We start from the raw sequence: 23,884 nt of genomic DNA on the forward strand, positions 1-23,884 counted from the left end.
CCAAACGCCCCCACGGGCGCGACGCGCTGGTGGGGGGCGATCCCATGCGGAGCACGGGACCGGGAGGACTGTCTCTCCCGGAGGTCGGGCGGGGGATAGGCGCGCCGTGTCCCGCTGTCAAGCCGGAAGGGCCCGCGCGGGCCTTGCGCCCCTGTCGGGATCCGGTGTCTATGGGCGGGCTTTCCCACTAGGAGCAAGACCCTGGTCACCAACGCCCCCATGGCGCCGGTCTCGACGGCGGACCCTGTTGCGCTGAGAAACGGACGCGGCCTCGCGCTCATGGCGGCCGGCATGTTCCTCTTCTCGGCCGTCGACACGCAGGCCAAGTTCCTCACCGAGACCATGCATCCGGTCCAGATCGTCTGGATCCGGCAACTCGGACTGCTGATCGCGGCGTTGGTTCTGATCGTTCTGAAGGGACCGCAGCTTCTGGCGACGACGAGCCCCGGGATGCAGATCGCGCGCGGGGCTTGCGCGGCGGCGTCCGCGACGATCTTCATCTTCGCGGTGAGTTACATTCCACTCGCCGATGCCGTGGCGATCAGCTTCGTGGCGCCCTTCATCGTGACGATCATGGCCGCGTTCCTGCTGCGCGAGCCTGTGGGGATGCGGCGGTGGATCGCGGTCGGGGCGGGCTTTCTCGGGACCCTCGTCGTCATCCGCCCCGGCTTTGGCGTCATGCATCCGGCTGCCCTTCTGGTGATCGTCGCGGCGACGTTGTTCTCGGTCCGGCAGATCATCTCCCGGGCCTTGTCGCGCACCGACAAGACCGCGACGACCATCGCCTATACCGCCTTTGTCGGAAGCGCCGTCCTGACCATACCCCTGCCGTTCATCTGGCGCTGGCCGGAGACCGGCCTCGAGATCGCGCTCTGCGTCAGTATCGCGGTTCTCGCGGCCCTGGCGGAACTTTGCGTGATAAAGTCGCTCGAGATCGCTCTCGCGGTGGTCGTGGCGCCGGTTCAGTATTCGCTGATCATCTGGGGCACGATGTACGGCTATCTCGTCTTCGGGCAGTTTCCCGACGGATGGACCTGGGTCGGCACGGCCATAATCATAGGGACGGGGCTCTACATGCTTCACCGCGAGCAACTGGCCAAGAGGCGTGCCGCCGCCGGTCAGAACGGGGCGATGTCGTAGCCCGCGCGCTCCAGCGATCTCAACACGCCGGATTCGCCCGACAGGTGTGCCGCGCCGACGGCGATCACGGCGTTCTTGCCGTCGACCATGTCGACGATCAGCGGCTCCCAGGACTGGTTGCGGCCGACGAGGAGCGACTGGTTGACCTCCTCGAACATCTCGGCGCCGTTTTCCACGCCCGCATCCTCGATCTGGATGCGTCCGAATTCCCAGGCCTCGCGGACGCGACCGTCGAAGTAGGCCTCGATCAGCGTCGAGGTCGACGCGTTTCCGTCGGCCTGCGTTTCAAGCGTCACCCGAAGCCCGTCGAGCTGCGCGTCCATCGGCTCGTCCGAAAAGAGTTTCAGAAGCGCCTCGGCGTCGTCGAGGGTCGCGACCTGCACCTGCGCGTCGGTCGCGATGATCTCGAGCTGCCGGTCGAGGCCGACCTGGCCTTGCTGGAGCAGCGTCATCGCGCATGGCGGGACCGCAAGCGTCATCGACAGATACCAGGGCTGGAACTTCGCTGCCATGAACCCGGGGACGCCAATGGCCGAGAGGCGATCCGTGACTTCCGACCACTCGGCTTCGGTCAGCATGTCGATCAGGGTCGGGCCCTCGGTCAGAAAAAACATCTCGGGCTTCGTGGCCGCCAGCGTGGCGAGCCCTGCCTCGTCTTCGGCAGATGCCTCGAGGATCAGAAGGTCCGCCGCCCGAACCTCTGCCTCGAGCGCATCGACCAGGGGTTGGAGACGAGGATCCGGAAGGTGAATGGTGCCGACCACCACGACGTCGCTGCCGTCCTTCGAGGCGCGGAAAAGCGTGCCTTCGGCGAAGGGATGCTCGGCGACCAGCGCGTCGAGCCGGGCCTTCTGCGCGGCGTCGAGGCCTGCGATAAGGTCTTCGGTGCCGCAACTCTGTGCGGCGGCGAGACCGGGTGCGAGGCTCATCGTCAGGGCGGACAGGGCGGCGGCTAGCACGCGGATCATGCGGTTGTCTCCAATCTGGTCCACTGTTATCTGGCGACGATCCTTGTCATAAAAAAGGCATCGCAGGAATGTGATCCTTGCCGTTGACACGCAGCCAACCTTTGCCTATCTGCAGCTCGTTAGCACTCTGCCCTGGCGAGTGCTAAAGGGAGAAATCTGAACCAAGGAGCGTTCAAAATGGCATTTACCCCGCTTCACGATCGCGTCCTCGTCCGCCGCGTCGAGGGCACCGAGAAGACCAAGGGTGGTCTGATCATCCCCGACAACGCCAAGGAAAAGCCCGCCGAGGGCGAGGTCGTTGCGGTCGGAGCCGGCTCGAAGGACGAAGACGGCGATCGGATCGCGATGGATGTCAAGGTCGGCGACCGCATCCTGTTCGGCAAATGGTCGGGCACCGAGGTCACCATCGACGGCGACGAGCTTCTGATCATGAAGGAAACCGACATCCTCGGGATCCTCGAAGCCGCCTCCGCCGTGAAAGCCGCCTGAGCGGTCTTTCCGCATCATCTGATCCAAACATAGAAATTCAGGAGCAAGCGACATGGCTGCTAAGGACGTCAGATTCGATACCGATGCCCGTAACCGCATGCTGAAGGGTGTGAACACCCTTGCAAACGCGGTAAAAGTCACGCTCGGCCCGAAAGGCCGCAACGTGGTGCTTGAGAAATCCTTCGGCGCTCCGCGCATCACCAAAGACGGTGTGACGGTTGCGAAGGAAATCGAACTGGAAGACCGGTTCGAGAACATGGGCGCGCAGATGGTGAAAGAAGTCGCCTCTCGCACCAATGACGAAGCCGGCGACGGCACCACCACCGCCACCGTGCTGGCCCAGGCTCTCGTGACCGAGGGCATGAAGTCGGTCGCGGCCGGCATGAACCCGATGGACCTCAAGCGGGGGATCGACCTCGCCGTCTCGAAGGTCGTCGCAGCCATTAAGGCCGCTGCCCGTGACGTGACCGACAGCGCCGAAGTCGCGCAGGTCGGCACCATTTCGGCCAACGGCGAAAGCGAGATCGGCCGCCAGATCGCCGACGCGATGCAGAAGGTCGGCAACGACGGCGTCATCACCGTCGAAGAGAACAAGGGCCTCGAGACCGAGACCGAGGTCGTCGAAGGCATGCAGTTCGACCGCGGCTATCTCTCGCCCTACTTCGTGACCAACCCCGAGAAGATGTCCGCCGAGCTGGACGACTGCCTCATCCTTCTCCACGAGAAGAAGCTGTCGTCGCTTCAGCCGATGGTTCCGCTGCTCGAGTCGGTCATCCAGTCGCAGAAGCCGCTCCTCATCATCGCCGAGGACGTCGAGGGCGAGGCTCTGGCCACGCTCGTCGTGAACAAGCTGCGCGGCGGCCTGAAGATCGCCGCCGTCAAGGCGCCGGGCTTCGGCGATCGTCGGAAGGCCATGCTTCAGGACATCGCGATCCTGACGGGCGGCCAGGTGATCTCGGAAGACCTGGGCATGAAGCTCGAGAGCGTCACGCTCGACATGCTGGGTTCCGCCAAGCGCGTCCTGATCAAGAAGGACGACACCACCATCATCGACGGTGGCGGCGAGAAGGCCGAGATCGAGGCCCGCGTCTCGCAGATCCGTCAGCAGGTCGAGGAAACCACCTCGGACTATGACCGCGAGAAGCTGCAGGAGCGTGTTGCGAAGCTGGCGGGCGGCGTTGCCGTCATCCGCGTCGGCGGCATGACCGAGATCGAGGTGAAGGAGCGCAAGGACCGCGTCGACGACGCGCTGAACGCGACCCGCGCTGCGGTCCAGGAAGGCATCGTCGTCGGCGGCGGCGTGGCTCTGGTTCAGGCTGGCAAGAAGCTGGATGGCGTCAAGGGCGAGAACAGCGACCAGGACGCGGGCATTGCCATCGTCCGCCGTGCGCTCGAAGCTCCGCTGCGTCAGATCGCCGAAAACGCGGGCGTCGACGGCGCGGTCGTTGCCGGCAAGATCCGGGAATCCTCGGACCTGTCCTTCGGCTTCAACGCTCAGACCGAAGAGTATGGCGACCTCTTCAAGTTCGGCGTGATCGACCCCGCGAAGGTCGTCCGCACCGCACTCGAGGACGCCGCGTCCATCGCGGGCCTGCTCATCACCACCGAAGCGATGGTGGCGGACCGGCCGCAGAAGGAATCCGCTGGCGGCGGCATGCCCGACATGGGCGGCATGGGCGGCATGATGTAACAGCCGTTCCGACGGCTTGACGGAAAGGGCGCCCTCGTGGCGCCCTTTTCTTTGTCAGACGGTGACTTCTCCACGCAGGACTTCTCGCACGCCGATGTCCTCTGTCTCGAATGCGCGCGCGAGAACGGCTATCGCCTCCTCGGGCCGGCCTGACCCGCACATGAAGATGTCGAAGGCGGCATAGCCGTGCTCGGGCCAGGTGTGGGCGGCGATATGGCTTTCTGCCAGCACCGCGACGCCGGTGATTCCATGCGGTGAAAAGCGGTGCGTGTGGAGATGGAGCAGCGTCGCGCCGCAGGCCGACACGCAGTCGACAATCGCCTGCCTCACGCGGGCCTCGTCGTCGAAGCCCCGTCCGTTCCTGACGTCGATCAGGAGATGAACTCCGGCAAAGGCGCGAGGTCCCCGCCGCACGAGGTGATCGGGGGCGCCCGGTTGAGTGTGGGAGGGGGTGAGAGTTCCGGTGTCCATCATGCGCCCGTGCCGCTTTGGTCGAAACGTGTCCGACGCGGGGCAGGGGGGTCAACCGGAAACGGAAAGGGCGGCACCAGGGCCGCCCCTCCGGATCAATGTTGCGTCAGTGGACGTTGACGGGCGCCAGATCGTTCTGCCGCGCGAGGATGAAGGCGAGGCTACGATCCCGCACGAGAGCCAGACGCTCGCCGTTTGCGGAGTGGACGGCATAGACCTGGTCGCGACCTTCGGCCTGCCCCTGCATGTCCTTGGGCAGGTCCGACACGTCCACCGGGCGGACGTAGACCAGTCTTTCCATATCGTGTTCCTTGAAATCGAATGGTGTATTCATGATCCCTTACCCCTTCTCGATGCGAATTGTCTGCACGACGCTTTCGGGCTGGGCCCGAGCAAGGTCGATGTGCAAGAGACCATTGGCCGTCGCTGCGCCCGAAACCTCAACGCCATCGGCCAGCAAAAAGGTCCGCTGGAACTGACGCGCCGCGATGCCGCGATGCAGAAAGACGCGGCCCTCATCGTCGGCGATCTGCTTTCCGCGCACCACGAGCTGCCTGTGCTCGATAGTGATGGACAGGTCGTCCTGAGCGAATCCCGCGACCGCAAGCGTGATGCGGAAGGCATTCTCGCCGACCTGCTCGATGTTGTAGGGCGGATAGCCGTTCTCGGACTTGGCGGTCCGCTCGACCAGGCGTTCGAGATGATCGAAGCCCAGAAGAAAGGGGTGTGTCCCCAGGGTCAGTTTGCTCATGGTCGTCCTCATTCAAGCGACGATGCGATGCGGCCCCGAACGGCGACCGCGTTTCTTCCCCCAAGATATGGAGAGCGTAATTCGTAACGCAAGGGTTAATGGGCCTTGGCGGAACGACTCCGTTACCGCTATTTTAAGGCATCTCGAGCGGAATAAGACGCATGAACAAACAGACAACCCGGCAGATGGAGACGGACGACGTTCTTCGCGTCGAGCTCGAAGAGTTCAAGCGCGAGCATCGGGACCTGGACGTCGCCATCTCGGCGCTCGAGGCGACGGCGGGAGACCAGCTGACGATCCGGCGGCTGAAGAAGCAGAAGCTGTACATCAAGGACAAGATCGCGCAGCTCGAGGATCGTCTGACACCCGACATCATCGCCTGACCGATTGCGGGTCCGGCCCGCTGCCGCTAGGGTCCGCCGGGTGTCGGACACGGGCAAGGGCAGAGCGATGACAACGACGGTCGGGATCATCATGGGCAGCCAATCCGACTGGCCGACGTTGAAGCCCGCCGCAGCCATACTGACCGAGTTCGGCGTGGCGCACGAAACGAGGATCGTGTCGGCGCACCGGACACCGGATCGGCTGTGGGACTACGGCACGTCGGCCGTCGAGCGCGGACTGAAGGTCATCATCGCCGGCGCGGGCGGTGCGGCGCACCTGCCGGGCATGATCGCGTCCAAGACGCGCCTTCCCGTCATCGGCGTCCCGGTACAGACGCGCGCCCTGAACGGGGTCGACAGCCTTTATTCCATTCTCCAGATGCCCCGCGGTTTCCCCGTCGCGACAATGGCCATCGGCGAGGCCGGCGCGATGAACGCGGGCCTCATGGCAGCGCAGATCCTGGCACTTGAGGACGACACTCTTGCGCGGCGCATCGACGACTGGCGTGCCGCGCTGTCGGCGTCGATCCCGGAGGAGCCGCAGGATGACTGACCCCCTTCGCCCCGGCCAGACGATCGGCATCCTCGGCGGCGGCCAGCTTGGCCGGATGCTGGCGATGGCCGCCGCGCGGCTGGGCTTCCGCGTCCACATCTACGAACCAGGAGCGCGGCCGCCCGCAGGCGAGGTGGCCGAGTTGACGTTCACCGCCGGCTACGACGACGCCGATGCGCTGGAACGCTTCGCGTCGGGCGTCGACGTCGTGACCTACGAGTTCGAGAACGTCCCGGCCGAGGCGCTGGACCGGATCGAGGCGCTTGTTCCCATCCGCCCGAACCGTCAGGCGCTGTCGGTCAGCCAGGACCGGCTGGACGAGAAGACGTTCTTGACCGAGATCGGTCTGACAGTGGCGCCTTTTGCGACCGTCAATCCTTCGGCGTCGGACGCGGCGGGAGAACTGGCAATGGCGATGGCCAGCGTCGGCCTGCCAGCCATCCTGAAGACACGGCGTCTTGGCTACGACGGCAAGGGCCAGGCGCGGATCGACAGCCACGTCGACGGACCCGCCGCCCTCGAGACGATGCAGGGCGCGCCGGCGGTCCTCGAAGGCTTCGTCACCTTCCGGCGCGAGATCAGCGTCATAGGGGCGCGCGGAAGCGACGAAGAGATCGTCTGCTTCGAGCCGGGCGAAAACGTCCACAGGGACGGCATCCTTCACACCACCACCGTTCCCGCCGCCATCGACGACGACACCCGTGCCGAAGCCTATGCCATCGCGCGAACCATTCTCGTCGCGCTCGACTTTGTCGGTGTCATGGGGGTCGAGCTTTTCGAGACCGACGCGGGCCTCGTGGTGAACGAGATCGCGCCACGCGTCCATAACTCGGGCCACTGGACCGAAGCGGGCGCGGTCGTGGACCAGTTCGAGCAGCACATCCGCGCGGTCGCGGGCTGGCCGCTGGTCGATCCGATGCGCCATTCCGACGTGGTCATGACGAACCTGGTCGGCGACGACGTGGCTTCGGTCGCGGACATCGCGGGAGAAGCGGGTGCGCGGCTTCATCTCTACGGCAAGGCCGAGGCCAGGCCGGGGCGGAAGATGGGGCACGTCACGCGCATCACCGGCCCGGCCCGCGACAGGTGAGCTTTCTCGACGACCCCACACCGCGGGTCGCCGTCCGGGGCCTGATCCTGCATAACGACCGGCTGCTTCTCGTCAACGCATGGCCGGACGGACAAAGCGACCTCCTCTGCGCGCCTGGCGGGGGTGTCGATAGAGGCACATCGCTGCCCGAGAACCTCGCGCGGGAAATCCACGAGGAGACGGGGCTGACGGTGGAGGTGGGAGGCGTGGTCATGGTGAACGAGTTCCACGACCCGTCCCGCGGATTCCACCAGGTCGACGTCTACTTCCGCTGCACCATCATCGCAGGCGATCCGTTCGGAGACTGGACCGACCCCGAGGGCGTCGTGACCGAGCGCCTTTGGCTGACGCGGGAGGAATTGAAGTCTCGACGGTTCAAGCCGGACAGCCTGCCGCAGGTCGCCTGGGACGGCGCGGCGCTGGAAGCCTTCTACGACCCTCTCGAACTCGCGGTCCGCTGACGGCCTCCGAGGACGCCGAAGGCGACGCCTCCCAGAACGACCGCGCTGGCAACGATCAACCTCGCGTCCGGTACCTCGCCCAGAAGAGCGGCACCGCCCAGCAGAGCGATAACCGGCACCGTCAGTTGCGTCAGCGCGGCGACCGAGGCGTCGAGGCGGGGAAGAACCGTGTACCAGAGGGCATAGCCCAGACCCGACGTCACCGCACCCGACAGGACGGCGAGGCCCGCGCCTTTCGCGGTCAGCCCATCCAGTACGATCAGCCAGGCGGCAAGCGCCACAGGTGCCGCCAGAAGGAAATTCGCCGCCGTCTCGGCCAGGGGACGGGCGACGCCGCGTCCGTTCAGCGAGTAGACGCCCCATCCGACGGCGGCGACGGCCATGGACAGTGCGGGCAGGACGGACGGTGCCCCGGAGGCTCCCGGCAGGAGAAGCCAGGCCAGCCCCGTCAGTGCCGCAGCGGATCCCAGCCAGCGGGCAGGGGCAGGCCGTTCGCCCAGGGCAAGGGCGCCGGCGAACATGGTGATCTGCACGCCGCCGAACAGGATCAGCGCCCCGGTGCCCGCAGCGAGGGCCGTATAGGCGAAGGAGAAGCCCAGCATGTAGGCCGACAAGGACGCCGTGCCGATCAGGCGACGCCGCCCGGACAAGACCGGGAGGCCGGTCGTCCAGAGCGCGAGCGCCGCAAGACAGGTGGCCCCCGAGACGATCCGGAGGGCGGCGAAGGCGGCCGGGCCGGTGCCGGGATCAAGCAGGGCGGCTCGATTGAGAAGTGAATTCGCCGCGAAGGCCACCATCGTCAGCGCCACGAGGAGGGCGAGGCGCACCCTCAGTCCTCCAGCACGAACCGGGCGACGGCCGCCACGTCACGGTCGCCCAGTCCCGCCTCTCGGGCGAGTTCGAACAGCCGAGCCATTTGGGCCATCGCGGGCAGGTCCAGCCCGTGGGACGCACCCTCGCCCAGAAAAACGGCCGCGTCCTTCAGGGCGCCGTCGATCGAAAAGCCGACCGTCGCGTCCTGACCGAGCATCGCCGGGAGCCGCGACTTGACCATCGGGGTCGTACCCGGGCTTTCGGCCAGGAAGGCGGCCATCGTGGCGAGGTCGAGGCCCATGGCCCGCCCCAGCCGCATTGCGTCGGGTGTCGCCGCGTAGGATCCGGCGAGGGAGACGTTGTTGACGATCTTCGCGGCGATACCCGCACCCAAGGGACCTATCGTGACGACCCTGTTCGACAGGATGTCGGCCACGCGCCGGAACCGCGCCACGTCCGCCTCGGCGCCGCCCAGGAAGAGGCCCATGCTGCCTGCCGCCACCATCTCGGGGCCGCCGGAGATCGGGGCGTCCATCAATCTGCCCCCGGCGGCTTCGATCCGCTCGGCATGGCGGCGCACGAGATCGGGTGACACGGTCGACGTCTCGACGACGAGCCGTCCGGACAGGTCGTGACCGGCGAGGGCGGACAGAACAGCATCGACTGCCCCGTCGTCGAAGAGCGACAGGATCAGGATGTCGGACTCCTCGACCAGTGCGCTCAGATCGGACATCAGGGCATAGCCGCTCCGCTTCGCCAAGGCAGCGTCGCCTCCTGAACGGGACCACCCGGCCGTCGCGAAGCCCTCGGCCACGGACTTGGCGGCGAGGGCTGCGCCCATCCTCCCGAGACCCGCGATCCCGATCCTCTCCGCCATGGCGCACCCCCTTATGGACAGCCTCGGGCCCCTTGCCTAACGTCCCACCCGAACGGAAGGAGCGGCGGCATGTCGGATCACCTTAGGTTGGGCGTCAACATCGACCATGTGGCGACCGTGCGCAATGCGCGCGGCGGTGACTATCCAGACCCGGTGCGCGCGGCGAAACAGGCCGAGGCGGCGGGCGCGGACGGCATCACGGCCCACCTGCGCGAGGATCGCCGCCACATCACCGACCGTGACATCGAACGACTGACCGAGGCGCTGACGGTGCCCCTGAACTTCGAGATGGCGGCCACCGAGGAAATGCAGCTCATCGCCCTGCGCCACCGTCCCCACGCCGTGTGCATCGTCCCCGAGAAGCGCGAGGAGCGGACGACCGAAGGCGGGCTGGAGGTTGCGAAGGACGAGAACCGGCTTGCACATTTCATCGCTCCCTTGCGGGACGCGGGCTGCCGGGTGTCCATCTTCATCGCCGCCGACCGCCGCCAGATCGAGGCGGCGCACCGGATCGGCGCGGCGGTGGTGGAACTGCACACGGGCGCCTATTGCGACGCCCATGCCGAGGGCAGGTTTGCAGAGCGAGACGACGAACTGGAGCGGCTGCGCGATATGGCTTCGTTCGCTCATTCGCTCGGGCTTGAGGTCCACGCCGGACATGGCCTCACCTATGACACGGTTGCACCGGTCGCGGCTCTCCCGGAGGTGCGCGAGCTGAACATCGGGCATTTCCTGGTGGGAGAGGCGATTTTCCTCGGGCTCGATGCCTCGATCGCCGAGATGCGCCGGTTGATGGACGCGGCGCGGGGCTGAAGTCCCGGAGGCGTTGCCCCCGGACCCCCAGGATATTTGCGGACCGGCGAAATGCCGTCCGCCAGGTCTCTTAATCCACTGCCTTCGCCAGGGCTTGGTCGAGATCGGCGATGATGTCCTCGACATCCTCGATCCCGATCGACAGCCGGACCACGTTCGGCAGCGCACCCGAGGCCACCCGCTGTTCATCCGAAAGCTGGCGGTGCGTGGTCGAGGCCGAGTGGATCACCAGAGACCGCGCGTCGCCGAGGTTGGCGACGTGGCTGAACAGCTCCAGCGCATCGACGAGCTTCACCGCGGCGTCGTAGCCGCCCTTGATCGCGAAGGTGAAGAGCGCGCCGGCGCCCTTCGGGCAGATGCGCTTCGCCCGGTCGTGATAGGGGGAGGACGGCAGCCCGGCGTAGGTGACGCTTTCGATGCGGTCGTCGGCCTCGAGCCAGGCCGCGACCTTCTCGGCGTTGGCGACGTGCTTCTGCATCCTGAGCGACAGCGTCTCGATCCCCATCAGCGTGTAGTGCGCGCCTTGCGGGTTCATCGTCATGCCGAGATCGCGCAGGCCCACGGCGATGGAATGGAACGTGAAGGCCATCGGACCGAGCGCGCCGTGGAAGTTCAGCCCGTGGTAGGCGGTTTCGGGTTCGGACAGCGAAGGGAACTTGCCCGAGGCCGACCAGTCGAACTTGCCGGAATCGACGATGGCGCCGCCCGTGACGGTGCCGTTGCCGGTGAGGTACTTCGTGGTCGAATGCACCACCAGCGTCGCGCCGAACTCGATCGGCCGGCAGAGATAGGGCGAGGCCGAGGTGTTGTCGACGATCAGCGGCAGGCCGACCTCGTCGGCGAGCTTTCCGATGGCGTCGAGGTCGGTGACATAGCCGCCCGGGTTCGCGATCGACTCGCAGAAGATCGCGCGGGTGTTCTCGTCGATGGCGGCTTTCACGGCGTCCAGATCGTCGAAGTCGATGAGCTTGGCCGACCAGCCGAAGCGGCGGATGGTCTGGGTGAGCTGCGTATAGGTGCCACCGTAGAGCCGCGTCGAGGCGACCACGTTGCAGCCGGGCATCATCAGCGGGAAGAGCGCCATGATCTGCGCCGCGTGACCCGACGAGCAGCAGATGCCGCCGACGCCGCCTTCGAGTGCCACGATCCTCTCGGCCAGCGCCGAAACGGTTGGGTTGGTCAGGCGCGAGTAGATGTAGCCGACCTCTTCGAGGTTGAAGAGCCGCGCGGCGTGGGCCGCGTCCTTGAAAACGAAGGCCGTGGTCTGGTAGATTGGCACCTGCCGCGCGCCCGTCGCCGCGTCCGGAGTGTTGCCGGCATGGACCTGAAGCGTGTCGAAACCCTGCTGTCTGTCGGACATGGGTGTCCCTCCCTGATGGATTATTCTTCGCCTTCTCTAACCTGCCTCCGCGCGCGCGTCGACGGTCAGCGCATCCACAGGCCTTCGCGCTTGATGCGGTTTCGGATTGGCTTCTCGCTCGGCGGCAGGCGCGTCTGGTCGAAAAGCGCCCGCACCTTGTCGCCCCGGTTCTGGAAGATCATGCGGCGGAAGGGCGGATGTCCCTTCAGAGCCTTCTTGACCCAATTCGGCCGCGTCACCTCGGACAGGAGGGACAGCACGCTGTCGGGGGCCTTGGCGTAGAGGAGGGGCAGGGCGCGCCAGTGACAGGTTACGTCGCCGTCGAGACCGGCAAGCTCCGGCCCGGGTCGTCCACCGCCGAGCTTGGCGATGACGAGCGGCAGCGCGATCTGATCGAGCCAGGGATAGATCGCCTGGCTTGCGAGTTCGGGGAGAGGGTCGTCGCGGATGGCGGTCATCACGCGGATCATCTCTCCGCTGAAGACGCGGGGATCGCGATGAAAGAACCAGCCAGCGTTGAAATAGAGATACCGCCGCCAGTGCTCGTCGGGTTCGGCCAGGTCGAGCGTCGGCTCGAAGGGAATGTCGAACCGGTCGTAGAGCGCACGCCAGATGCCGCCATATCCGGGCCCGTAGAGCGGGGGTTCGGGCCAGGTGTTCTCGCGCGCCATCGAGGCGGATGGCCGGTTGAAGTCGAAGAGGACGGAAGCGATGTCGCCCAGGATCAGCGTGTCTGTGTCGAGGAACACGAAGGGACGGCCTTCGGGGAGGGCGGCCAGCGCCTCGACCTTGTTGCCTTGCGGATAGCTTGCGCCGAAATGCTGGTTCTCGAATGGCACGATCTCGGCGTCCAGCCGTCGCAGGGCGGCAAGGGCCGTTTCGTCCGTCATCCGGGGGTCTTCGGGCCAGAGGGGGCCGGGCCGCGGTTCGGCCACGATCAGGCGACCCGCGAACCCCGGCGCGGCGTGACGCAGCGAGGCGGCCAGAAGGACGGCTTCGTAGGTCAGGCGGCCCGCCTGCGCCACGATGACGATGTCGAATGTCCCCGACTGCCCGTTGTCCGGCATGTTCCTTCCCCGCTCCCGCCGCATCATGGCGCTGTTCGGCGGGTCACACAACCTGCGCCGCGCGGGGGGCCGGGTGTGCCGACGGCGCGAAGGGTCTGGACAAAGGGTGATCGCTCCGGGGGAATCTGCCGATCATTCGTCTAAACTGCTCTTGATGTCAGGAGCGGGCTCTGATGCACAAGAGGCATGGATCATGCAGCCCCTTACCCGCCCTATTACATCCGCGACATCCTGGACGAAGTGAAGACGATCGCCGTCGTGGGCGCGTCTCCCAAGCCGGGACGGCCGAGCTATGGAGTCATGCGCCGGCTGATCGCGGCGGGTTACAACGTCATCCCGGTCAATCCCGGACAGGCGGGCAAGGAGATCCTCGACCGCAAGGTCGTCGCCACCCTCGCCGACATTGACGGGCCGGTCGACATGGTGGACGTGTTTCGCGAAAGATCAGCTTTGAAGGGCGTCGCGGATCAGGCGGTCGCAATCGGGGCGAGGGTGCTCTGGACGCAACTCGACCTCGTCGATCCCGACGCGGCGCGGCTGGCCGAGGACGCGGGTCTGAAGGTCGTGATGGACCGTTGCCCTGCGATCGAGTTGCGACGGCTGGGACGCTAGGACAGCGGCTCCCATGAGGGCGGGCGCTTGTCGAGAAAGGCGCCGATGCCTTCCTTCGCGTCCTGTTCCAGCAGGTTCGCGACCATCACTCGTGCAGTGTGGGCATAGGCCTCGGCCAGGGGCATTTCGGCCTGCTCGTAGAAAGCGCGCTTGCCGATCCTGAGCGTTCTGGGCGATTTGGCCGCGATACGGGCGGCGAGTGCCAGGGTCTCGTCTTCCAGCCGATCCGCGTCGACGACGCGGTTGACGAGGCCAAGCTCCAAGGCGCGTGCCGCAGACACGGGGTCGCCCGTCAGAAGCATCTCCATCGCCGCTTTGCGGCCCACGTTGCGGGTCAGGGCAACCATCGGCGTCGAGCAGAAGAGCCCGATATCGACGCCCGGCGTGGCGAAACCCGCTTCGGTCGAGGCCACGGCCAGATCGCAACTGGCGACAAGCTGACATCCGGCGGCGGTGGCGATGCCGGCAACCCCGGCGATCACGGGTTTGGGGCAGAGAACGATGCGCCGCATGAGGTCCGAGCAGGCGGCCATCAGTTCTTCGAAGAACAGCCGACCCTCGTCGGGCCCGGCGCGCGCGGCACGTATCTCGCGCAGATCGTGTCCGGCGCAGAAGGCCGTCCCATCGGCGAAGATGACGATGACGTGGATGCCGGGGTCCTTCCCCAGGCGGGTCACGGCCTCGTCGAGGGCGCCGATCAGCTCCCTCGACAGGGCGTTCCGGGCCTCCGGGCGGTTCAACCGCAGCTCGGCGATGCGGTCATGGCGGCGTTCGATCAGGATGGTGTCGGTCATCGTCGGGCCGTATACCACGGCACACGGATAAGTTCCAGATTCTGCGTCAAAATTCCGCGTTCGGTTGTGCCGCGTCTCGGGCTAGGCTTCGCGTGAACCGAGAGGCATCCCATGTCCACGATCCGCGACCACGACCTGCGCTATCCCCTTGCGAACGAGTTGCACGCGCGACCCTTCCCGGCCCTCAAGGCCCCGTGCCGCGCGGCTTTTCTGGCGGTCAAGCGTCCGGTCGATGCGGCCGCGCGGGACCGCGATCTTGACCGGGCGCACCTGATCGAGCTTCTCGACCGCTTCGGTGCGCCGCACCCGCAGCCGGGCGCAACTCACTGGTTCGGCGAGATAGGGCGGCATCAGCTCAAGTGGGAGAACCACACGGAGTTCGTCACCTACACCATCTTCGGCCCTGGCGTCGCGGATCGACCTTTCGATGCGGCGACCTTTTCGGTCTTTCCACAGGACTGGCTGGACCGCGCTCCCGGCGAGCGGATTACGTCCGCCCTGATCCGTATCGAGGTCGCCAAGGACCGCGTCGCCATACCCGACAAGCTGGACGCTTGGTTCGTCCCGGAAAGCCTTGCGGCGAGCGAGGTTCTGGACGGCGAGGCAGTGATGGCGGGCGATTTCCGCATCGATCCTGCGGGCCACATGCGTTTTGCTCTTTTCGTCCGCCCCGAGATGGGAGAGCGGCGGACCGGGCGCGTTGTGCAGCGCATGTGCGAGATCGAGACCTACAAGACCATGTCGATGCTGGGCCTTGCGCGCAGCCGTCATATCTCGCCGAGGCTGGGCGCGATCGACGGGGAGCTGACGCGTTTGATGGCCGAGATGTCGGGCGATACGGCGCTTCCGGAGGCGACGCTGAGGGATCTTCTGAAAGTCTCGGCAGAGCTCGAAACTCTTCTGACGCGTACGTCGTTCCGCTTCGGTGCGACGACGGCCTACGAGGCTCTGGTCCATCAGCGCATCGGTATCCTGCGGGAAACGCGGTTCGGCGGCCGACAGACCTTTGCAGAGTTCATGATGCGCCGTTTCGATCCCGCGATGCGAACGGTCAAGGCGACCGAGGCGCGGCTTGCGTCGATGGCCGACAGGGCGACACGCGCCGCGAACCTCTTGCGGACGCGGGTCGATGTCGAGAGGTCGGCGCAGAATCAGGCTTTGCTCGCCTCCATGGACCGGCGGGCGGACCTTCAGCTTCGGCTTCAGCACACGGTCGAGGGTCTGTCGGTGGTGGCGATCAGCTACTATGCCGTGAACCTCGCGGGCTACGTCGCCTATCCGCTTCTGGAACCCGCCGGGATGTCCAAGGCTGTCGCGACCGCCATTCTCACGCCTCTTGTCGTGCTTCTGGTCTGGGCGATGATCCGACGTATTCGCAAGGGGATGCGCTGACGAACGGTCAACGACCCCGGATGCGTGGGTCGAGAGCATCGCGAAGGCCATCGCCGATGTAGTTCACGCTGAGGACCGTAAGCGAGATCGCCAGACCCGGAAGGACGACGCGTTCGGGATATTCGGTCATGCGCGGAACCGCGTCGGCAAGCTGTTTGCCCCAGGTCGGGAAGTCCGGCGGGAATCCGACGCCGAGAAAGGACAGGGCACTTTCGGTGATGATCGCGGTCGCAAGGCCCAATGTCGCCGACACCATGATCGGCGACAGTACGTTCGGCAGGATATGCCGCGTGATGATCTTGTTGTTCGGCGTGCCGATGGATCGGGCGGCAAGGATGAACTCTCGCTCCTTGAGGGCCAGCACGTCTCCACGGACGATCCGCGCGGTTTGCATCCAGCTTGTCAGGCCGATGATCGTGACGATCAGGATGAACATTCCCGTCTCGATCCCCAGCATCTGGCTGAGGCTTTCCCGGAACAGCGTCACGGCGACAAGAAGGAGCGGCAGAATCGGTAGTGACAGGACAAGGTCGGTGAACCGCATCAGGGGCCCGTCGAGCCGGCGGAAGAAGCCCGCGACGACACCGATCAGCGCACCGATGAACAGCGCCAGAACCATGCCCGTCCAGCCGACCGCCATCGACGTGCGACCGCCCTGCATGAGCTGCGCCAGCAGATCCTTGCCCAGGTTGTCGGTTCCGAGGGGGTGGTTCCAACCCACCCTGGCCTCACCGTTCCAGAGGACGGTATAGATCGGCCGCATGTCCTTCGCGCGGATGTCGAGCTTGTTGGGATCGAGCGTCCAGATGTAGGGGCCGATAAGGACGAAGAGCGTGATGAACGCGAAGAACAGAAGCCCGATCAGCGCACCCTTGTGATGGCTGAACTGCCGCCAGACGTCTGCCCACTTGTTGGTGGCCGGGTGCGGCTCTGTGATGATGGCCTCGGCCAGGACTTCAGTCATAGCGGATCCTCGGGTCGAGGATGCCGTAGAGGATGTCGGCGATCAGGTTGAAGACCACGATCAGGATCGCGAAGATGAAGGTCAGCGTCATCACCGTCGGTATGTCACTGGCGAAAAGTGCGCCGATCAGCTGGTCGCCGATGCCGTTCACCTTGAACACCCGCTCAGTGATGATCGCGCCGCCGAAGATCGTCGGGATGCCGAGTGCGATCACCGTCACGACGGGTATCATCGAGTTGCGCAGGACGTGGATCATCACGACCACCCACTCGGACAGACCCTTGGCGCGCGCCGTGCGGACATAATCCTGGTTCAGGTTGTCCAGCATCGAGGCGCGCATGAAGCGCGAAAGCTGAGAGGTGATCTGGAGCGCCAGCACCATGACGGGCAGCACCATCTGCCGGATCTGGGCCTGGAAGGTGTCCCAGCTCGTGACCCTCAGCGTCGTGTCGTAGATCGAGGGAAACCACCAGAAGCTGTCCCTCGGCATGTTGACCGAGAAGATGACGATCAGGAGCACGCCCGAGAAGAACGGCGGCATCGAGAAGCCGACCATCGACACGAAGGTGCCGGCGTTGTCGAAGACGGAATATTGGCGATAGGCCGAATATATGCCGATCGGCAGGGCGATGAGGATGGCGACGACGTAGGCCGTGCCGACGACCCAGAGGGTCTGCGGAAGGCGCTGGACGACGATGTCCATGACAGGGGCGCGGTGCTGCCAGGAGAGGATGCGCAGCTTGCCGTCCGAAAAATTCGTTCCGAAGATGTGGTCGGTCAGGACCAGAGGTTCGACCCAGAAGAACTGCACCAGCCACTTCCAGTACTGCACCACGAGCGGCTGATCGTAGCCGAGCGCCTCGCGCATCTTCTGGCGCACCTCGGGAGGGATGGTCAGCGGTTGGTTGGCGACCGGATCGCCGGGGGCCAGCTTCAGGAGAAGGAAGATGGCGAGGCTTATGAAGAGGAGCGTCGGCACGCTCATCGCCAGCCGTCGGAAGGTATAGGTCAGCATGTCGCCCCGCGTCCCAAGGCGTCGCCCCGGCGCAGGGCCGGGGCGACAAGTGGTCGGATCACTTGATCCGATACCAGTCGGCGACGTTCCAGAGCTCGGAGTCCCAGGTGTTGAGGTCAACACCGCCGAGTGTGACGGAATGTGCGGACAGGCGACCGCGGTCGACAAGCGGGATCATCATCCCGTTGGCGACGGCCATGTCGTTCAGTTCCTTCGCGATGCGACCACGCTCCTCGAGGTCGCCCGTGGCGGCAAGCTCCTTGTGGAGCGCATCGTACTCTTCCATGCAGAAGCGCGAGATGTTCTCGCCTTGCCACTGTGACGCCGGGGTCGGCGCCTTGTCGCAGAGACCGTTGCCCAGGTAGGCTTGGGGGTCGGTTCCGGCGAAGTTGTTGGCGTACATCTGCACGTCGGCATAGAACTTCTGGAACGTGTCCGGGCTGCCCGGATCGCCGCCGAAGAACACCGACGAGTCGACGTTGCGAAGCTCGACCGACAGGCCGATCTGCTCCCACCAGTCCTTGATCAGCGCCTGGAAGTCCTGACGGACGGCGTTGGTCGACGACTGGAACAGGATCGCGAGCGGAACGCCGTCCTTCTCGCGGATGCCGTCGCCGTCGGTGTCGACGATGCCGGCGTCGTCGAGAAGCTTCTTCGCGCCTTCGATGTCCTGCGTGTCGCAGGTCATCGACGTCGAGGCATAGAGCTGCGGCGCGGGAACCCAGTTGCAGGTCACGCGACCGGCCTGACCATAGCCCACTTCGACCAGAAGCGCGCGGTCGATCGCCATGGACAGCGCCTTGTAGACGGCAGGGTCCTGAAGGAAGGGGTGCGGCCGGACCACGGCACGCTCTTCAGCGCCGAGCGACGGGTCGGGGTTGGTGTGGTTCAGCATGATGCGTTCGACCAGCGTGCCGAAGCCCACGACCGGCTTGCCCTTGCCCCCCTGCTCCATCGTCGCGATGACGTCGGGCGCAAGCTGGAGGTTCCAGGCATAGTCGTACTCACCCGTTTCCATGACCGCGCGACCCGCCGCGGCCGCGTCGCCGCCGCCCTTGAACGTCACCGTCGCGAAGGCCGGCTTGCCGTCCACTCGGTAGTTCTCGTTGGCGACCATCGAGATCACGTCGTTCGGCTTGAACTCTGTGACGACGAAGGGCCCCGTGCCGATCGGCTTGAAGTTGGCCTCCGTACACTCGGGGGCTTTCGCACCCATGCAGTCGGCGAACTGGGCGGCCTGGATGATCGGGCTCTCGTTGCCCACGAAGGGGCCATAGGGGAAGGGGGTCGGCCCGTCGAAGTTGACGACGACGGTCTGCTCATCGGGCGTCTCGACGCTGGCGACACCTTCGAACTTGGTCGCCTGCGCGCAGCCGCCTTCGGGATGTGTGCAGTAGTCGTAGGTGAACTTGACGTCGGCCGAGGTGAAGGGCGTGCCGTCCGACCAGGTGAGGCCGGGCGTGATCTTCCAGGTGATCTGCGTCAGGTCTTCGGTCACGCCGCCGTTCTCGACCGTGGGAATCTCTTCCACCAGCCAGGGCAGCATGGTGCCCTCGGGGTCATAGCGGGCCAGCGGTTCGACAACCATCGAGGCGGCCTCGATGTCCTTGGTGCCGCCCGACAGGAACGGGTTCATGATCGAGGGCGCTTGCCAGTAGATGATCTTCACTTCGCCATCGCGGCCGCGCGGGCCCTCGTGCCCCGCGGCGAATGCGGTCGGGGCCAGCGCAGCGAGCGCGGCCGCCCCGAGTAGGGCTGTCTTGAGTCTCATGTCTCACTCCTTGTTGGAATCGAACGTGTCCGGGTATCCGCCCGTGAGGCGCGGATATGGTGCGATCTGGATTGGGCAGGTTGCGGTTTGCGCACTACCTTCGGCTTTTCGTCGTTGATCGTCCCACCCGGGGACACGGACAGCGAAAGCTTCGACTAAAAGGTCAACATATTGCAAGCGGTGCCGCGAGGTTACTGTTCAAAAAGACGCCACGGATCGGTCAGATGCCCGCGAAACGCGCAAAGCGCAGGGAACCGCGTTTGACAGGTGTTCCGCCAGACGCTTAGCGTGATCGGCAACGCCTTGATCGGGGACCAAGACATGCTGGACCGGCCGCTCGTCTCGTTGCGCAACCTGCGCGTCGAGTTCCAGACCAAGGACGGTCCCGTTCCGGGGGTCGAGGACGTAAGCTTCGAGATCGCGCCCGGAGAGACGGTCTGCGTCGTCGGCGAATCGGGGTCCGGCAAGTCGGTGTCGTCCCTTTCGCTCATGCGTCTGGTGGAATTCGGCGGTGGCCAGATCACCAGGGGCCAGCTTCTGTTCGACAGGGGCGAGAGCCACGGCGGCGTGATCGACGTGGCCGGCGCGGGCGACGGGCTGATGCGGACGATCCGCGGCAACGAGATCGGCATGATCTTTCAGGAGCCGATGACCTCGCTCAATCCCGTCTTCACCGTCGGTCGCCAGTTGACCGAAGGGCTTCGCGTCCATCTCGGAATGTCGAAGGAGGCCGCGACCGAGCGTGCGCTCGATCTTCTGCGCCAGGTGCGGATCCCCGAGCCGGAGCGTCGCCTGACGCAGTACCCGCACGAACTGTCCGGTGGGATGCGTCAGCGGGTCGTGATCGCCATGACGCTGGCATGCGAGCCCAGGCTTCTGATTGCCGACGAACCGACGACCGCGCTCGACGTGACGATCCAGGCCGAGATCCTCGCGCTTATCGACCGTCTGAAGCGCGAGACGGGGACGGCGGTTCTCTTCATCACCCACGACATGGCAGTCGTGGCCCAGATGGCCGACCGGGTCGTGGTCATGTATCGCGGCAGGAAGGTCGAGGAGGGGACGGTCGAGGAGATCTTCGAGAACCCGCAGCACGACTACACGAAGTCGCTTCTCGCCGCCGTGCCGAAGCTGGGAGAGATGACCGGCAAGTCCGCGCCCGAGCCGATGCGGTTGATGGGATCGGACAACGACGCCATCCGGCCGATCGTCGTGCAGGAGGACAAGGTTCTTCTGGATGTCCGGCACCTGACGACGCGCTTCCCCGTGAAGGGCGGCTTCTTCCGCCGCACCGTGGCCAACGTACATGCGGTCGAGGACGTCTCGTTCCAGGTGAAATCCGGTGAGACGCTGTCCCTTGTCGGAGAGTCGGGCTGCGGCAAGTCGACCTGCGGACGCTCGATCCTGCGGCTGGTCGAGCCTCAGGCGGGCGACGTCCTGCTCGACGGCGAGAACGTCATGGATTTCGGGCCAGAGGAGCTGCGACTGGCGCGCCGGGATATGCAGATGATCTTCCAGGATCCCTTCGCCTCGCTCAATCCTCAGATGCGACTGGCCGACCAGGTGGCCGAACCGCTGCATAACTTCGGGATCGGAACGGCCGGCGAACGCGCCGAGAAGGTGGCGAAGCTTTTCGACCGGGTGGAGCTTCCCCGTAGTTTCCTGCGCCGCTATCCGCATGAATTGTCTGGCGGACAACGCCAGCGCGTCGCCATTGCGCGCGCGCTCGCCCTCAATCCCAAGCTCATCATCGCGGACGAGGCGGTCTCGGCGCTCGACGTCTCGGTGCAGGCGCAAGTCCTGAACCTTCTGATGGAGCTTCAGGCCGACCTCGGGATCTCGATGCTGTTCATCAGCCACGACATGGCCGTGGTCGAGCGTGTCAGTCATTCCGTCGGCGTCATGTACCTGGGGCGGATCGTCGAACTGGGACCCCGCTCGGCGATCTTCGAGGACCCACGGCACCCGTATACGCAGGCCCTATTGAAGGCCGTGCCGGTCGCCGATCCGAGGCGGCGCAAGACCGAGAAGGATCTGAACTTCAAGCCGATCCCGTCGCCCATCTTCCCGGTTGGTCATGTACCCGAGCCTTCAACGTACGAGGAGGTGACGCCGGGCCACCACGTTCTGAAAGGCGGATGGGGCGGTTTCGACCGCGACTGATGTCACGCCACATTTGACACGAGAGCCTCGCTGACCGGGTCGCCGTGCAGGACCGACACGTCTCCCGTCGTTTCGAGGACCACGGCCTTCACGGTCGAAAGATCGCTGACATTGGCGCCGCGCAGTTTCTCGAGCAGGTCGCCGCGCGAAACGCGCTGCGCACGCATCTCGTGTTCGAGGAAATGGCCGTCCCGCATCAGGAGGACCGGCCGGTTCTGTAGGGTCCGACGCACGCGCGGCCACCGAAGCCGCGCTTTTGCCAGGATCACCTGAACCGCGAACAGGGTCGCTATCGCGGCGAGGGACTGTGCGAAGGCCAGCCACGTCTCCGACTGACTGGAGGTGGCCAGCAGGGAGCCCATGGCGATGGTCATCACGAAGTCGAAGTTGGTCATCTTGGAGAACGAGGACAGTCCCACGATCCGGACGAGGAACACGATCCAGGTGAGGCCCACCGCAGACAGAACGGTGCCGCGCAAGACGGCGTCCATGAAGGAATTGTCAACGAACATGGCAGGTGAACGGCTCTCACCGCCGCGAGTTCCGCGAGCCGACTTGAACCCGTCTTGCCCTTTCGCCTAACGTCGTCCGACCCTGCTAGGACACGACCCATGCCTGACGTGCTGTCGCCGCGCGCCATCCTTGAGCGCCTCGTTGCCTTTCCCACGGTAAGCCACGGGACCAACCTGCCGCTGATCGACTGGGTCGAGGGGTACCTTACGGCGCATGGACTGAAGGTTCACCGGGCCCCGAAAGAGGGCGATCCGACAAAACACGCCCTGTTCTGCTCGGTCGGTCCCGAGGTCGCTGGCGGCATCGTACTGTCGGGGCACACGGATGTCGTACCCGTCGAGGGGCAGGACTGGTCGACCGATCCGTGGACGCTGATCGAGCGCGACGGCCGGCTGTATGGCCGCGGATCCTGTGACATGAAGGGATTCGATGCGCTGGCGATCCATGCGCTTGTCCGGGCGAAGGATGCTGGCCTTGTGCGGCCCCTGCAGATCGCGCTGTCCTACGATGAAGAGATCGGCTGCATGGGCGCGCCGCCCCTCATCCGCGCGATGGACGAGGCCGGGCTGCCCCGCGCCGCAATCGCGATCATCGGCGAGCCGTCGATGATGAAGTGCGTCACAGGGCACAAGGGGGGCACTGGTTTCGACGTCCATGTCGAGGGGCACGAGGTCCATTCGTCGATCATGCACCGCGGCGTGAACGCGATCATGGAGGCGGCCAAGCTGATCGTTTGGGCCAATGAAATGAACGACTTGAACCGTGCGAAGAACCCTTCGGCCATCGCCTCGATCTTCGAGCCGCCGTGGACGACGCTGCATGTGGGCGAGATCAGGGGCGGCACCGCGCACAACATCACGGCGGGGGACTGTCACTTCCCGATCGACTGGCGCTTCGTCCCGGATGACGACGAAGAGGTCTGGAAAGAGTGGTTCCGCGACAAGGTCGCCGAGGTCGAGGCTGGCATGAAGGCGGTGGCGCCAGCGTCGGGCATTTACCTCAATCCGTTCTTCGGCGTACCGGGCCTGAGGCCCGAGACGGATGGCGCGGCAGAGCGGCTGGTGCGGTCGATCACGGGCGACAACGGCGAGCATGTCGTCAGCTATGGCACCGAGGCCGGGCACTTTCAGGACGCGGGCTTCTCGGCCGTCGTCTGCGGGCCGGGCGATATCGCGCAGGCGCATCAGGCCGATGAATTCATTGAGATTTCTCAGCTTGAGGCTGGCGAGGCATTCCTGTCTCGGGTGATCGACGACCTCTGCGCCTAGGAGGCTGAGACGACGATCACCCCGGTCATTCCCGCGCTGTGATGGGGATCACAGAAATAGTTGTAGGTGCCAGGGACGGTGAAGGTGTGGCGATAGGTGCCGCCGCCCTTGATCTGGCCGGAGTTGAACGGCACGGCGCCGGCCGGGATGGCGCTGGCGCGGCTGGACACGGTGTGGGTGAACGCCGAGATGTTGCGGAACTCCACCGTGTCGCCAGCCTTTATTTTCAATTGGTTGGGCGAAAATCGCAGGACCGGTGTCATGTCGACCACGGCATCGACGTTGGCGGGCTGACGTCCGTCGACGGCGGGGCCCGAGGTCGCGCAGGCGGCAAGGATCGCGAGGGGTGCCAGGAGGAGGAAGGGACGGGCAGACATGGTCGTACCTTTCGGCGGGGTGGCAGTTGGACGGTATTCTAGCACGGACCGGTGGGGTTTCACGAATGGGTTTGAACGACCTTCGGTAT

General features: G+C 65.4%; 26 protein-coding genes. 12 read left to right on the forward strand and 14 right to left on the reverse strand.

The window, feature by feature from the left end:
• Positions 1-219 precede the first annotated feature (219 nt).
• The gene (locus EF888_RS02705) at positions 220-1,140 is read left to right on the forward strand and encodes a DMT family transporter (protein WP_241239778.1); all 921 of its coding nucleotides are present in this window, start codon (positions 220-222) and stop codon (positions 1,138-1,140) included.
• On the opposite strand, the gene EF888_RS02710 is transcribed toward EF888_RS02705, so the two are convergent.
• Positions 1,119-2,108, reverse strand: coding sequence for a TraB/GumN family protein (locus tag EF888_RS02710; RefSeq protein WP_126918475.1), 990 nt, complete (start codon positions 2,106-2,108; stop codon positions 1,119-1,121). The two genes, EF888_RS02705 and EF888_RS02710, sit on opposite strands and share 22 nt — an antisense overlap.
• A 177-nt stretch (positions 2,109-2,285) precedes the next feature.
• On the opposite strand from EF888_RS02710, the gene EF888_RS02715 reads away from it, so the two are divergent.
• Together EF888_RS02715 and groL are read left to right on the forward strand one after the other, a co-directional pair.
• A complete protein-coding gene (locus tag EF888_RS02715; RefSeq protein ID WP_109757333.1) occupies positions 2,286-2,597 on the forward strand; it encodes a co-chaperone GroES in 312 nt (103 codons plus the stop codon).
• A 52-nt stretch (positions 2,598-2,649) separates the two neighbouring features.
• Complete coding sequence (groL, locus tag EF888_RS02720; RefSeq protein ID WP_109757334.1) at positions 2,650-4,287, forward strand: chaperonin GroEL; 1,638 nt, start codon at positions 2,650-2,652, stop codon at positions 4,285-4,287.
• A gap of 54 nt (positions 4,288-4,341) precedes the next feature.
• On the opposite strand, the gene speD is transcribed toward groL, so the two are convergent.
• From speD to EF888_RS02735, 3 genes are all read right to left on the reverse strand, one after another.
• Positions 4,342-4,758, reverse strand: a complete 417-nt coding sequence (speD, locus tag EF888_RS02725) for an adenosylmethionine decarboxylase (RefSeq protein ID WP_241239779.1) — start codon at positions 4,756-4,758, stop codon at positions 4,342-4,344.
• 106 nt (positions 4,759-4,864) lie between these two features.
• Entirely contained in the window at positions 4,865-5,092 is a 228-nt protein-coding gene (locus tag EF888_RS02730; protein WP_109757336.1) for a DUF1150 family protein, read from the reverse strand.
• 6 nt (positions 5,093-5,098) lie between these two features.
• Positions 5,099-5,509, reverse strand: a complete 411-nt coding sequence (locus EF888_RS02735; protein WP_109757337.1) for an Hsp20 family protein — start codon at positions 5,507-5,509, stop codon at positions 5,099-5,101.
• 161 nt (positions 5,510-5,670) lie between these two features.
• Here EF888_RS02735 and EF888_RS02740 point away from each other — a divergent pair, with 161 nt between their 5' ends.
• The 4 genes from EF888_RS02740 (at position 5,671) to EF888_RS02755 (ending at position 7,996) form a co-directional block, all read left to right on the forward strand.
• Positions 5,671-5,892: a YdcH family protein gene (locus EF888_RS02740; protein ID WP_109757338.1), complete on the forward strand. Its 222-nt coding sequence runs from the start codon at positions 5,671-5,673 to the stop codon at positions 5,890-5,892.
• Positions 5,893-5,959: 67 nt separating this feature from the next.
• On the forward strand, positions 5,960-6,445 hold the full coding sequence (gene purE / locus EF888_RS02745) for a 5-(carboxyamino)imidazole ribonucleotide mutase (protein ID WP_109757339.1): 486 nt from the start codon (positions 5,960-5,962) through the stop codon (positions 6,443-6,445).
• Positions 6,438-7,535 (forward strand): 5-(carboxyamino)imidazole ribonucleotide synthase, encoded by a 1,098-nt coding sequence (locus tag EF888_RS02750; protein WP_109757340.1) that lies wholly within the window; start codon positions 6,438-6,440, stop codon positions 7,533-7,535. The genes purE and EF888_RS02750 overlap by 8 nt, the downstream gene beginning before the upstream one ends.
• Positions 7,532-7,996, forward strand: a complete 465-nt coding sequence (locus EF888_RS02755; protein ID WP_109757341.1) for an NUDIX domain-containing protein — start codon at positions 7,532-7,534, stop codon at positions 7,994-7,996. Before EF888_RS02750 ends, EF888_RS02755 begins: the two co-directional genes overlap by 4 nt.
• Here EF888_RS02755 and EF888_RS02760 read toward each other — a convergent pair.
• A complete protein-coding gene (locus EF888_RS02760) occupies positions 7,966-8,823 on the reverse strand; it encodes a DMT family transporter (RefSeq protein WP_206508409.1) in 858 nt (285 codons plus the stop codon). The genes EF888_RS02755 and EF888_RS02760 overlap by 31 nt on opposite strands.
• Before the next feature lie 2 nt (positions 8,824-8,825).
• Positions 8,826-9,686: an NAD(P)-dependent oxidoreductase gene (locus EF888_RS02765; RefSeq protein ID WP_109757342.1), complete on the reverse strand. Its 861-nt coding sequence runs from the start codon at positions 9,684-9,686 to the stop codon at positions 8,826-8,828.
• Between the two features lie 69 nt (positions 9,687-9,755).
• On the opposite strand from EF888_RS02765, the gene EF888_RS02770 reads away from it, so the two are divergent.
• Positions 9,756-10,499, forward strand: coding sequence for a pyridoxine 5'-phosphate synthase (locus EF888_RS02770; RefSeq protein ID WP_109757343.1), 744 nt, complete (start codon positions 9,756-9,758; stop codon positions 10,497-10,499).
• 70 nt (positions 10,500-10,569) lie between these two features.
• Here the strand turns inward: EF888_RS02770 and EF888_RS02775 are convergent, their stop codons facing one another.
• Both EF888_RS02775 and EF888_RS02780 read right to left on the reverse strand, forming a co-directional pair.
• On the reverse strand, positions 10,570-11,859 hold the full coding sequence (locus EF888_RS02775; protein ID WP_109757344.1) for an O-acetylhomoserine aminocarboxypropyltransferase/cysteine synthase family protein: 1,290 nt from the start codon (positions 11,857-11,859) through the stop codon (positions 10,570-10,572).
• A gap of 65 nt (positions 11,860-11,924) precedes the next feature.
• Entirely contained in the window at positions 11,925-12,926 is a 1,002-nt protein-coding gene (locus tag EF888_RS02780) for a hypothetical protein (protein ID WP_109757345.1), read from the reverse strand.
• A gap of 186 nt (positions 12,927-13,112) precedes the next feature.
• Between EF888_RS02780 and EF888_RS02785 the strand changes: the two genes are divergently transcribed.
• On the forward strand, positions 13,113-13,538 hold the full coding sequence (locus EF888_RS02785) for a CoA-binding protein (protein ID WP_109757346.1): 426 nt from the start codon (positions 13,113-13,115) through the stop codon (positions 13,536-13,538).
• Here EF888_RS02785 and EF888_RS02790 read toward each other — a convergent pair.
• Entirely contained in the window at positions 13,535-14,332 is a 798-nt protein-coding gene (locus EF888_RS02790) for an enoyl-CoA hydratase (RefSeq protein ID WP_109757347.1), read from the reverse strand. The genes EF888_RS02785 and EF888_RS02790 overlap by 4 nt on opposite strands.
• 111 nt (positions 14,333-14,443) lie before the next feature.
• Here EF888_RS02790 and EF888_RS02795 point away from each other — a divergent pair, with 111 nt between their 5' ends.
• On the forward strand, positions 14,444-15,724 hold the full coding sequence (locus EF888_RS02795) for a DUF3422 family protein (RefSeq protein WP_109757348.1): 1,281 nt from the start codon (positions 14,444-14,446) through the stop codon (positions 15,722-15,724).
• A gap of 7 nt (positions 15,725-15,731) precedes the next feature.
• On the opposite strand, the gene EF888_RS02800 is transcribed toward EF888_RS02795, so the two are convergent.
• From EF888_RS02800 to EF888_RS02810, 3 genes are read right to left on the reverse strand one after another with little or no spacing between them, the layout of a single operon-like run.
• A complete protein-coding gene (locus tag EF888_RS02800; RefSeq protein WP_109757349.1) occupies positions 15,732-16,688 on the reverse strand; it encodes an ABC transporter permease in 957 nt (318 codons plus the stop codon).
• Entirely contained in the window at positions 16,681-17,703 is a 1,023-nt protein-coding gene (locus EF888_RS02805) for an ABC transporter permease (protein WP_109757350.1), read from the reverse strand. Before EF888_RS02805 ends, EF888_RS02800 begins: the two co-directional genes overlap by 8 nt.
• Positions 17,704-17,761: 58 nt before the next feature.
• Positions 17,762-19,474 (reverse strand): peptide ABC transporter substrate-binding protein, encoded by a 1,713-nt coding sequence (locus EF888_RS02810; protein WP_109757351.1) that lies wholly within the window; start codon positions 19,472-19,474, stop codon positions 17,762-17,764.
• 321 nt (positions 19,475-19,795) lie between these two features.
• On the opposite strand from EF888_RS02810, the gene EF888_RS02815 reads away from it, so the two are divergent.
• Positions 19,796-21,637 (forward strand): ABC transporter ATP-binding protein, encoded by a 1,842-nt coding sequence (locus EF888_RS02815; RefSeq protein WP_109757925.1) that lies wholly within the window; start codon positions 19,796-19,798, stop codon positions 21,635-21,637.
• A gap of 2 nt (positions 21,638-21,639) precedes the next feature.
• Here EF888_RS02815 and EF888_RS02820 read toward each other — a convergent pair whose 3' ends face one another.
• Positions 21,640-22,149 (reverse strand): DUF421 domain-containing protein, encoded by a 510-nt coding sequence (locus EF888_RS02820; protein WP_109757352.1) that lies wholly within the window; start codon positions 22,147-22,149, stop codon positions 21,640-21,642.
• 99 nt (positions 22,150-22,248) lie between these two features.
• Between EF888_RS02820 and argE the strand changes: the two genes are divergently transcribed.
• Positions 22,249-23,418 carry an acetylornithine deacetylase gene (gene argE, locus EF888_RS02825; RefSeq protein WP_109757353.1) on the forward strand — a complete coding sequence of 390 codons (1,170 nt, stop codon included), beginning with the start codon at positions 22,249-22,251 and terminating at the stop codon, positions 23,416-23,418.
• On the opposite strand, the gene EF888_RS02830 is transcribed toward argE, so the two are convergent.
• Positions 23,415-23,795, reverse strand: coding sequence for a cupredoxin domain-containing protein (locus EF888_RS02830; RefSeq protein ID WP_109757354.1), 381 nt, complete (start codon positions 23,793-23,795; stop codon positions 23,415-23,417). The two genes, argE and EF888_RS02830, sit on opposite strands and share 4 nt — an antisense overlap.
• Positions 23,796-23,884 lie beyond the last annotated feature (89 nt).

This window comes from Silicimonas algicola (assembly GCF_003970735.1).
GTDB classification, from domain to species: Bacteria; Pseudomonadota; Alphaproteobacteria; order Rhodobacterales; family Rhodobacteraceae; genus Silicimonas; species Silicimonas algicola.